We start from the raw sequence: 10,800 nt of genomic DNA, 5'->3' as shown, positions 1-10,800 counted from the left end.
TTCTTGGCAATAGCAGAAGCTTTGCTGGAGCGATAAAGCAGTAACCATAGCTACAGTTCTTATGAACCTTACCAAAGAGCAGATGATGCGGGTCAATGCCGCCCTCCTGGTGAGTGTCGGGCTTGATAAGGACTACGCTCCTGTTGAGGGAATGGAGGCATCCTGATGGACAAGCTCATCATCGACCCGGAGTTCCGGGACAAGATACCGCCGCTGACGGAGGACGAGTTCTCCCTGCTGGAGGAAAACATCCTATCGGATGGGGCGGTCTTTTCGCCCCTCATCGTCTGGGACGGCACGATCCTGGACGGCCACAACCGCTATGAGATCATCCAGAAGCACCCGGAGCTGACCTATGCGGTCCACAAGGTGTCTTTTGCCAACCGCTACGAAGCAATTTCGTGGATATGCAAACACCAGCTTGGCAGGCGGAACCTGACGCCCCAGCAGAAGAAATATCTGATCGGGCAGCGGTATGAGGCAGAGAAACAGGCGGATGCCTTTCATGGAAACCAGCACACTTTATCTGACGAAAGTGGTGCGGACAAAAAATGTCCGCACCAGAATAGCCGCCATGTTACACCATCCCGCATTGCAAAAGAAACAAACACTTCCGCAAGTTATGTGAGGGAGGCCGGGACTTTTGCTAAAGGTGTGGATGCCGCCGAAGAAGCCCTGCCCGGTATCAAGCAGGAAATACTCACAGGCACAATCAAGCCGACAGCATCGGCAGTAGCCGCTGTTGCAAAAGCTGACCCGGAAGAGCGCCTCAGACTGGCCGCCGATTTGAAGAAATCCAAGGATGATAAAGGCAAAAAGCCCCGGCCTGCCTACCACAAAGCCCGCCGACCACTTCCAGGAAGGCCGAGATGCAGAGGATCGCGGAAATATCGGCTGAGATGGAGCGGGACAAAGCCCCCAGCACCGAGGAGAATGTACTCTGTTCCCTGGATGGCGAGATCGTCTCGTTCATGGAGCTTTTTGACCGCATCTTTCAGGAATATCCACGGATATTTGCGGAATCCAGATGACAAAACCCGTTGGCTTGTGGACGAGGAAGCGGCGGCAGTCGTCCGCAGGATATTTTCACTCTGTATGCAGGGGAAAGGAATCTCCGCCATTGCTGATACGCTTTGGGGGGATAAAGTATTAACCCCATCCGCATATAAGGCTTCAAAGGGATTGGCTGCACCGATTGTGTCAGAGAACCCGTATAATTGGGAATCTACCACAGTGGCATTAATTCTTGAAAATGTGGCATATATCGGTGTTACAGAAAATTTTAAATCTACCCGTTTAGGCTTTAAAAGCAAAAAGCGTATCCCTACCGCAAAAGAAATGCGGACGTATATCGAAAATGCCCACACCCCTCTCATTGACAGGGAACTATGGGACAAAGTGCAGATGATACGGGCAAATAAACGCAGACCGACAAAAAACGGCGCAACAAGCATTTTTACAGGATTATTAGAATGTGCTGACTGCGGTACAAAGCTAAGCCTGCGCTCATCAAAGAGCTATCTGTATTTCCGCTGTTCCAAATATAAAGGAAACAGCAGGAGCGGCGTATGCACACAGCATTATGTCAGAGAAGATGTCCTATACCAGTTGGTATTAAAACAGCTTCAGCATTTCCTGTCCTATTTACAGCAATTTGAAAGGGTATTTATCCGACAACAGATTGACACTACCCTTGCGGAACGCCGATACGAATTATCCGCAAAGCAGAAACAGATTGAAAAGGACGAAAAGCGCATGGAAGAGCTTGACCGCCTGTTCCGTAAAATCTATGAGGATAATGTCAATGGAAAGTTGAATGACGAACGCTTTTACAAGCTGTCAGATGGATATGAAGCCGAGCAGGAACAGCTAAAACAGGAAATCGAAGCCTTGAAAGCCGAAGTCAGCGAAGCCGACACAGAAGCAACCAATGTTTCCAAGCTGATAGCCGTTACCAAAAAATATACCCGTATTGACGAGCTAACGCCCGAAATTTTAAATACTTTTGTGGATAAAATCGTAGTCCACGAATGCGAGAAAAAAGACGGGAAACGGACACAGGATATTGACATCTACTATTCCTATGTCGGGATTGTAGATATTCCAACGGATGAAGAAATGCGGGAAATGGAACGTGAATACGGAAAACGTACCAAACGTCAAACCGCCTAAATATAGGCGTGGCAGGAGAAAATCTATGCTCCTGCCCATACATATCTATTTTTATCCTTATCTGGTATCAATCAATAACCATGTCCATATATTTTTTACCAGGAGGGAACTGCCATGACCCAGGAAGAAAAAAGAAAATATTTAATCAGAGAATTATTATCAGAACAACCCCAAGATAAAAATATAGAAATCCCTGGGGATACCAAGGAGCAGAAACGGCTTTTAAGAAGCCTGATGAATATTCGTGAACCCAGGGCCATAGGGGAAGAATTTCTTAAAGTGCAGGACGAATATCTAAGTGCAGAGGTTGAGGAAAAAGGGATTACCGACAGTGACGCCCTGCTTGCATTTCCTATCAATCATAAACTTATCCTTTGGCGTGGGGATATTACCACGTTAAAGGTGGATGCCATTGTAAATGCGGCCAACAGTGCTCTAAGGGGATGTTTTGTACCTTGCCACTCTTGCGTGGATAACATTATTCACAGCGTCGGCGGTATCCAGCTGCGTTTGGCATGTGATAAGCTGATGACGGAGCAGGGATATGACGAGCCTGCAGGAAAGGCAAAAATTACTCCTGCTTTCAATCTCCCATGCCGTTATGTCCTGCATACCGTCGGGCCCATTGTGTATGGGCAGCTTACCCAACAGCATTGCAGACAGCTTGCTGACTGCTATCGGTCATGTATGGAACTTGCCGCCAATAATGGGCTAAAAAGCATAGCTTTCTGCTGTATTTCTACGGGGGAGTTTCATTTCCCACAGAAAAAAGCGGCTGAAATTGCAGTGCAGACAGTTACAGAGTTTTTACAGAGGGATACACAGATAGAAAAGGTTATTTTCAATGTTTTTAAACAGGAAGATTTTGATATTTATAGGGGGATTTTGTATGACGATTCAATATGAGAAATTAAGGGAAACGGAATTAGATACATTTATAGAAATGAGGATATGCCAGCTAAGAGAAGAGGGCGCGAAGGAAACTATAGATTTAAACCCTGCAAGGATTACCGGTTGCAATTTCCACATTGGATACATTCTTGACTGTTAATTTTCTCATGTTTAATTTCCCTCCTTACGTCAATCCCCATAGGACAGACATTGCTGCTGCCTGCCTTTATATCACACTAATCAGTTGTTCTGGGGGCCAGTTTGAAGGTCCCCATTGGTTTGGGTTGCCGTGGTCTGCCATAAAACGCCTGGCATATTCGTATCGTTCCATAATCTAAGGAAACTCTTTTTCTGTTGCTCTTCGTATTTCCATTTTTACCTCTTTTTCCTATGAGTTAATTTATTATAGCACAATAATATCAGAAGTAAAAAGATGAAAAAACGGGGAAACTTAAAAAATTACTCGTTGCTTTTTTCGACAGAATCCATTACTATTTTCAATATAAACATATAAGAAAAAGGAGATTTGGAATGGGGGAAATACAGGAATATAAGTGTCCGTGCTGCGGCGGCGGGATTGCTTTTGACAGTAACGTACAAAAGATGAAGTGTCCCTATTGTGATACGGAATTTGAGATGGAAACCCTGGCAGGTTATGACAGCGAACTGAAAAATGACAGGGCAGATGACATGAAGTGGGAGAGTTCTGCTGGGAAGGAGTGGCAGGACGGCGAGACAGATGGGCTGCGCACTTATGTGTGCAAGTCCTGCGGCGGTGAAATTGTATGTGATGAGAATGCGGCGGCTCTCTCCTGTCCATACTGCGGCAATCCTGTTGTTCTGATGGGACAGTTTAAAGGCGCATTGAAGCCGGATTATGTGATTCCCTTTAAATTGGATAAAAAAGCAGCGAAAGCGGCATTGAAGAGACATTATGAGGGAAAACGCCTGCTCCCCAAAGTGTTTAAGGAAGAGAACCACATTGATGAAGTGAAAGGCGTGTATGTTCCCTTCTGGCTTTTTGATGCCGGTGCGGATGCAAATATACGCTATAAGGCAACAAAAGTCCGTGCATGGAGTGACAGCAAATATGATTATACGGAAACCAGCTTTTTTGCGGTAACGAGAGGCGGGAACATTGCATTCGAGAAAGTTCCGGTGGATGGCTCTACGAAAATGCCGGATGACTTTATGGAATCTATCGAGCCCTTTGATTTTTCAGAGGCGGTGGATTTTAAAACCGCATATCTGGCAGGATATTTGGCGGATAAATATGATGTGGATGCCGGGCAGAGTGTGGAACGTGCAAATGTCAGGATCCGCCAGAGCACGGAGGATGCTTTCGGTGCCACAGTGAAGGGATATACTACCGTTGTCAGGGAAGCAGGCAGTATTCAGTTACACAACGGTAAAATCAAATATGCCCTTTTTCCCGTATGGCTGTTAAGTACCACCTGGAAGGGAAAAAATTATCTTTTTGCCATGAATGGGCAGACGGGAAAAATGGTGGGGGATTTGCCTTTGGATAAAACGGCATACGCCAAATGGCTGTTTGGGCTTACCGGCATTATCAGTGCGGCGGTTTTTGCTGCATCCTATTTGCTATGGTTACTGTAAGGGGGACAGAAGATGAAGAAGAGAATTTTTATGGTATATTTTGCATTGGTTTTACTATTTTTTCCGGTATCCCCGGTGTTTGCCGCAGAGGATGCGCCAAGACTTGTGGATGGGGCGGATTTATTGACTGACAGCGAAGAAACGGCCTTGAGGGATAAATTAGATGAGATAAGTGAGCGGCAGCAGGTTGATTTGGTAATTGTTACCACAGACTCCCTGGAGGGGAAATCACCCATGGAGTTTGCAGACGATTTTTATGATTACAACGGTTATGGTTTTGGGGATTCCTATGACGGGGTTTTGTTTCTCATCAGTATGGAAGAACGGGACTGGCATATATCCACAACAGGTTTTGGAATTACAGCAATTACGGATGCAGGGCGGGAATACATTTCTGAAAAATTTTTAGGAGATTTAAGTGACGGCGAGTACGGGGCTGCTTTTACTGCCTTTGCCCAGTTGTGCGATGCTTTTATCACCCAGGCCAGAGAAGGAGAACCCTATGATGTGGGGAATCTTCCCAAAGAGCCTTTTCCTCTTCTCATGAATCTTGCCATTGCATTGATTGCAGGGTTTCTTTTGTCATTTATTATAACCAGTGTGATGAGGGGAAAACTTAAATCCGTGCACAGTCAGCCTATGGCGGACAGTTACATAAAAAGAGACAGTATGCATTTGACAAAACAAAGCGACATGTTTTTGTACAGGCATGTCAACCGAAGTAGAAAACCGGAGCATGACGAGTCCAGCTATTCCGGGGGGAGCGTTACCCATACGTCCTCTTCCGGAAGGTCGCATGGAGGGGGAGGAGGAAAATTTTAAAGGCATTTCTTTCGGTATTCTTTGGGAGAACAGCCCGCAAGTATAGGGGGAAGTGAGTTTTCTCTCAATGTAAAATTTGAGAGCAATGAGGAGGAGAAGATTTTTGGAATGGGCCAGTATCAGCAGCCCTGCCGTTTCCGACACGCCCAAGGGGATTCTTTCCAATTACACGGACGTGACAGGACATGCAGAAATGTTCCCGGAGGATTTGATGGGGTTATGGCAGTGCAAGCTCCGCTACAGGACCCAGGAGGAAGTTTTGTCCGTGGCCCGGCAGTATAAAAAAGAGGGGATAAAGATTGACCAAATTGTGATTGATTTCTTTCACTGGACCCTTCAGGGAGATTGGAAGTTTGACAAAAAATACTGGCCTGACCCGAAAGCTATGGTGGAGGAACTCCATGAGAAGGGGATAAAAGTAATTGTTTCTGTGTGGCCTTCTGTGGACAGAAGAAGTGAAAATTTTGGCCCGATGATGGAAAAGGGCCTTTTAATCCGCACGGAGCGGGGCGCAGCCCAGACCTATGATTACCAGGGGGACAGTGGTAAATCTTCTCCGCTGCGCCTGGGCAGGCTCCCAAAAATACGGAAATGTCATCTGGTCCGGTGATATTCCAAGCACTTTTGAGGCACTTGAGGACCAGATTCAGTGCGGTTTAAATATGGGGCTGGCGGGAATACCCTGGTGGACTACGGATATTGGAGGATTTATGACAGATGATGTAAACGACCCGGATTTCAGGCAGCTTTTAATCCGATGGTATCAGTTTGCCGTTTATTCTCCGGTGCTGCGCATGCACGGGGACAGAGGGCCTTATAATATACCCACCTTGGATGACAGGGACTGGGGCGGGGGATATCTCCGCACCGGGCAGCCCAATGAGCTTTGGAGCTATGGCGAAGATAATTATAAAATTATGAGGCAGTATTATGATATCCGTATGTCAATGCACGATTATATTAAAAAACTGTATGAGGAAGCCCACGTAAATGGTTCCCCATTGCTTAGAGCCATGTTTTACGAGTTTCCGGAGGATGAAAAATGCTGGGAACTTAAATCTCAGTATATGTTTGGGGATAAGTATCTGGTTGCCCCGATTCTGCACTTAAATGAGTTTAAACGTGAAGTCTATCTGCCAAAGGGGAAATGGAAATTGACTTCCACGGGTCAGGTTTATGACGGGAATGACCTGGTAAGCGTGGATGCTCCGGTGGAGTATATGCCTGTGTTTGAGAAACAATAAAAGCGCAGACAGTCTGATTTTTCCAGATATGATGATATTTTTTCCAAATTGCCAGGATCCTGTGCAGACAGTATTAAACTTTTAAAAGGAAATTAAATTTTTAATATTTGTGCAAGGAGGACAGTGATATGGGAACAATAGATGCAGTAGGGAGAACTCAGCAGAACATATACACTCCGCCAATAACATCCAAAAAGAATACGGAAGCGGCAGTACAGTCTTGGTATGAGGGGTGGGAGGACGCTAATAGGCTGGAAAAACTCAATTCCAGCAGCCAGTATGTGACGGCCGACGGAAAGTCCTATCATATGACAGCAGAGTACGCAGAAGGTGCAACCATGGTATTTCCCAAGGTTAAGGTAACGGTGACAGATGAAAACGGAAATGTCAGGGAGTATCAGGTTGAGGTCAACAAGGTGGACACCGGGAATGCCACGGCAATTGAAATGTTTGCCCTGTGTAGCCATGCAGATACGAAACGGGGCAGGTATAAGGATATTTCCAGTGACACGGCGAGCAGTTGGGATTCCTTGGTGTTTTACCGGGAGACAGCTGTGGAGAATGGGGATATTCAGCCTGGCAGTTTGGGGGCGGTGTTTGGGACACAGAAATATAATTGGAGAGATATGGTAGGGAAAGTGGCGGAAACCTATTCGTCAGACGAGGCGGATACCCAATATCTTCCAGTGGACAGAATGAAAGATTTAATGGATTTTTATTCCCGTTTTGAGGAGAGGCCTGTTGCGTTTGAGGACTGGTTTCATGCGATTCGGGAGTATGAATCTATATCTGTGGTATCTTTGGACAGTGGCATGAATATTTGGATATATGACAAACAAAAAAAGATGGAATGTTACATGGGAAAGGAGACGCTGTGGAGCAGGGAACTGACAGATGAGGAGTATAAAAAGGCAATGGAAATTGCCTGCAGTCCTTATAAGGCGTATATGAAAGACGATTCTTTCTGGGATGACATTTTATCGGGAAAATGTCAGGTGGAGGAGTATGATTCCTATGTGAAGATGATGAAAATCCAGAATCAGAATGAAAAGATGTTTGACAATTGTCCCAGTAAAGTAAAGGAAGCCTGGATGTACGCAGAGAAAACCGCAGATTTTTATGAATTGAGGGAAAAAGAGTTTATCTCAGAATATATGCGCATGCAGATGGAGCGCATGGAAAAAGGGATGGGGGCTAACCTTTTGGGTACAACCGTGGAATCCGCCGTAAAAATGGCAGAGCAGATGATAAAGAAGCTGGAAGAGATGGACATGAGCCATATGACAGCGGAGGATAAAAGGATGAAATTAAAAGAGCGGGTGTTTTACTGCCACTTCCTGGAAAAATTAGATTCTGCCCAGAAATATGACCCTGCAATGTTATTGTTAAGTGATAATATTACAAAAAAATTTGCTGTTTAATTATTTGGGAGGAGAATATGTTATGAGTTGGAGAAAGGGTTTAGTTTTTTTGTTTGTAGCAGGTGTTGTAACCGTGGGGACATATGATGTAGTTTGCGTTAAAGCGGAAAGTGCAGTGCTTAGCACAGGAGTAATGGAAGATAATATGCCAGAATATGCGGCGTATGCTCAGCCAGAGGAAGGAATGGACATAAGCGATACGGAGACTTCTGAGGCATGTCTTTTGGAAACGCTCAGTGATAGTGAATTTCATGCGATGATTCAAGAAAAAAATGTGCAGTTTTACGGAACGAAAGCAACCATTAAGCCTGACAAGTATGAGTTTAATAATTCATATGAGTTTGCATTTCCATACGACAGGACGACTAAAATGTCCGGAGATCCATTTACAGAGGGATATACGGCAGCAAACTTTCACGAAGAGGGGGATGAAGATTGGTTTAAATTGTCAATGACTTGGGGCGAAGAGTATGATGTGGTATTAAAAAATTTGTACGGACAAGACAGGCATATTTATATATGGAACAGAGATTATGGACACTGGGATAAATGGGGAAACCCTGATCCTAAAACTGGTATGCCGGAAAAATTTTTATTTTCTTGTAAACACAATGGTGAATATTATATTCAGATTGTAGGCGGAGGGCCTGAGAGCTCTGGATTTTTCTTTGCAGCCGAGCCGAAAGGGACAATTAACACTGCACTTTGGCCTTATGAAGTATTTTCAATTGAAAGCAATAAATAAAATTATATATCTCCAAATGCCAAAAGGATTACTGGACATTTGGAGATATTTTATTTTTCGATCTTGCCAAGTATCAGAAGAAAATGGCCCCGCTTCTATATGCAAGAACTACCGCATTCCAAAACCACAACCTCACAGCTTTCCAGTGTCAAGATGTCTTTTGGAACTTGGCGATTTTCCATATCCCAGTCTTTCAGATTTGATAAGAGAACTGTTTTTACAGGGAAGTCAAGTTTTAGTTCCACAGTCTCTTTTCCAAAATTTCCTGCAACCATGATCCGCTTTTTTTCTTCCACACGGTAATACGCCATAACGCTTTCCGTGTCTTCGTATGCGGGGACAAACCTGCCGTAGGTAAATACTTCCCTGTAGGCCGGGGATTTCCGCAGTGCCACCAGTTTCCGGTAATAATTTAAGACGGAGTTTGAATCCTTTTCCTGATTTTCCACATTGATTTCAGGGTAATTGGAATTTACTTTTAACCAGGGGGTGCCGAGGGTAAATCCGGCGTTTTTTCCGCCGCTCCACTGCATGGGGGTTCTGGCATTGTCCCGGCTCATTTTACCGCAGACATAAAGGGCGTCTTCATTGGAAAGTCCTGCTGCCCTTGCAAGCTGGTACTGGTCTTTTGTGTTAATATCGTCAAATTCCTCTACATTGTTCCACAGGGCATTTTGCATGCCGATTTCCTGTCCCTGATAAATAAAAGGGATTCCCCGGAGAAGGACGCTTATGGTTCCAAGCATTTTACTTCCGGCTGGATTTTTTCCATACTCCGGCAAAAAACGGGAGACGCCCCTGGGTTCGTCGTGGTTTTCTATAATATTTGCCTCAAATCCATATTTTTCCACTTCTAACTGGGATTTTGCCACAGTTTCACGCCACTTTTTAAAATCAATATCCGGTGCGTCATACCATCCGTGTTCCCCATCGCTTAAGCTGTGGGCGCTGAAGTCAAAAATAGTGGAAAAATGTCCGTTTTCCCCGATAAACTGATTCAGTTCCCCTTTCTTCATGTTAAACACTTCCGCAACGGTAAAGGCGTCGTATTTTTGGAAGGTGTGTTTCTTTAAATCTTCCAATAATTCTCCCACGCCCTCTGCATTTTCCACCATGCGCCAGCAGCTTGCCATTCCGTCAGCGCCGTCAGGCTCTAAATTGGGAAACGCCAGGTCTTTTTTGATATTGATAATGGCGTCAATGCGGAAACCGGAAAGTCCTTTCTCAAGCCACCAGTTTACCATATTGTAAATCTCCTGCCTTAACTTTGGGTTTTCCCAGTTTAAATCCGGCTGTTCTTTTGCAAACATGTGAAAATAATACATGTCTGTTCCGGGAACCGGTTCCCAGCAGTTTCCACCAAAGTAGGAACGGTAATTGCTGGGGGGATTTCCGTTTTTCCCTTTTCGGAAATAAAAGTAATCCCCATATTCCCCCTCCGGGTCTGCCAGGGCTTTTTGAAACCACTCATGTTTATCGGAGCAGTGGTTGATGACAAGATCCATGATAATGTGCATATCACGTTTTTTTGCCTCTGCCAAAAGTTCGTCAAATTCTTCCATAGTTCCAAACTCTTCTGCAATGGCATAGTAGTCGGAAATATCATATCCTTGGTCAACAAAAGGTGATTTGTAAATTGGGGACAGCCATATAATGTCAATGCCCAGATCTTTTAAGTAATCCAATTTAGAAATAATTCCCCGCAGATCCCCGATGCCGTCTCCGTTAGTATCTAAAAAACTTTTGGGATAAATTTGATATGCTGTTTTATCGTGCCACCATTTTTTTTCCATAATGAAAACCTCTTTTCTTTCCATTTATTCCTTGAGATATCTCTTCTGATGTATTATACTGTGATTATAGATTGTAAATTACAGTTTTTCTTGCA

10 protein-coding genes are annotated in these 10,800 nt (G+C 44.6%); 9 read left to right on the top strand and 1 reads right to left on the bottom strand.

From position 1 onward, the window contains the following. The first annotated feature begins 165 nt into the window (after positions 1-165). The 9 genes from D7Y06_RS18320 (at position 166) to D7Y06_RS18285 (ending at position 8,912) form a co-directional block, all read left to right on the top strand. Positions 166-2,172, top strand: coding sequence for a DUF4368 domain-containing protein (locus D7Y06_RS18320; RefSeq protein WP_120409167.1), 2,007 nt, complete (start codon positions 166-168; stop codon positions 2,170-2,172). 114 nt (positions 2,173-2,286) lie between these two features. After that, complete coding sequence (locus D7Y06_RS18315) at positions 2,287-3,078, top strand: protein-ADP-ribose hydrolase (protein ID WP_120409166.1); 792 nt, start codon at positions 2,287-2,289, stop codon at positions 3,076-3,078. Further along, positions 3,062-3,223, top strand: a complete 162-nt coding sequence (locus D7Y06_RS18310; RefSeq protein WP_330566522.1) for a hypothetical protein — start codon at positions 3,062-3,064, stop codon at positions 3,221-3,223. The genes D7Y06_RS18315 and D7Y06_RS18310 overlap by 17 nt, the downstream gene beginning before the upstream one ends. Positions 3,224-3,594: 371 nt before the next feature. Continuing rightward, entirely contained in the window at positions 3,595-4,680 is a 1,086-nt protein-coding gene (locus D7Y06_RS18305; RefSeq protein WP_120409165.1) for a hypothetical protein, read from the top strand. Between the two features lie 12 nt (positions 4,681-4,692). Further along, complete coding sequence (locus tag D7Y06_RS18300; protein WP_120409164.1) at positions 4,693-5,502, top strand: TPM domain-containing protein; 810 nt, start codon at positions 4,693-4,695, stop codon at positions 5,500-5,502. 103 nt (positions 5,503-5,605) lie between these two features. Continuing rightward, on the top strand, positions 5,606-6,112 hold the full coding sequence (locus D7Y06_RS27270) for a TIM-barrel domain-containing protein (RefSeq protein WP_243119390.1): 507 nt from the start codon (positions 5,606-5,608) through the stop codon (positions 6,110-6,112). Then, on the top strand, positions 6,027-6,746 hold the full coding sequence (locus D7Y06_RS18295) for a glycoside hydrolase family 31 protein (protein WP_243119389.1): 720 nt from the start codon (positions 6,027-6,029) through the stop codon (positions 6,744-6,746). Before D7Y06_RS27270 ends, D7Y06_RS18295 begins: the two co-directional genes overlap by 86 nt. A gap of 128 nt (positions 6,747-6,874) precedes the next feature. Beyond that, on the top strand, positions 6,875-8,167 hold the full coding sequence (locus D7Y06_RS18290) for a hypothetical protein (protein ID WP_120409163.1): 1,293 nt from the start codon (positions 6,875-6,877) through the stop codon (positions 8,165-8,167). Further along, positions 8,136-8,912 (top strand): hypothetical protein, encoded by a 777-nt coding sequence (locus tag D7Y06_RS18285; RefSeq protein ID WP_147415713.1) that lies wholly within the window; start codon positions 8,136-8,138, stop codon positions 8,910-8,912. The genes D7Y06_RS18290 and D7Y06_RS18285 overlap by 32 nt, the downstream gene beginning before the upstream one ends. A 95-nt stretch (positions 8,913-9,007) precedes the next feature. Here D7Y06_RS18285 and D7Y06_RS18280 read toward each other — a convergent pair whose 3' ends face one another. Beyond that, complete coding sequence (locus D7Y06_RS18280; RefSeq protein ID WP_120409170.1) at positions 9,008-10,705, bottom strand: alpha-glucosidase; 1,698 nt, start codon at positions 10,703-10,705, stop codon at positions 9,008-9,010. Positions 10,706-10,800: the final 95 nt, after the last annotated feature.

It is taken from the genome of Roseburia sp. 1XD42-69, assembly GCF_003612565.1.
Lineage (GTDB): Bacteria > Bacillota > Clostridia > Lachnospirales > Lachnospiraceae > Roseburia_B.
The sequence above is the reverse complement of the archived record's forward strand: the minus strand, read 5'-3'. Positions and strand labels throughout refer to the sequence as shown.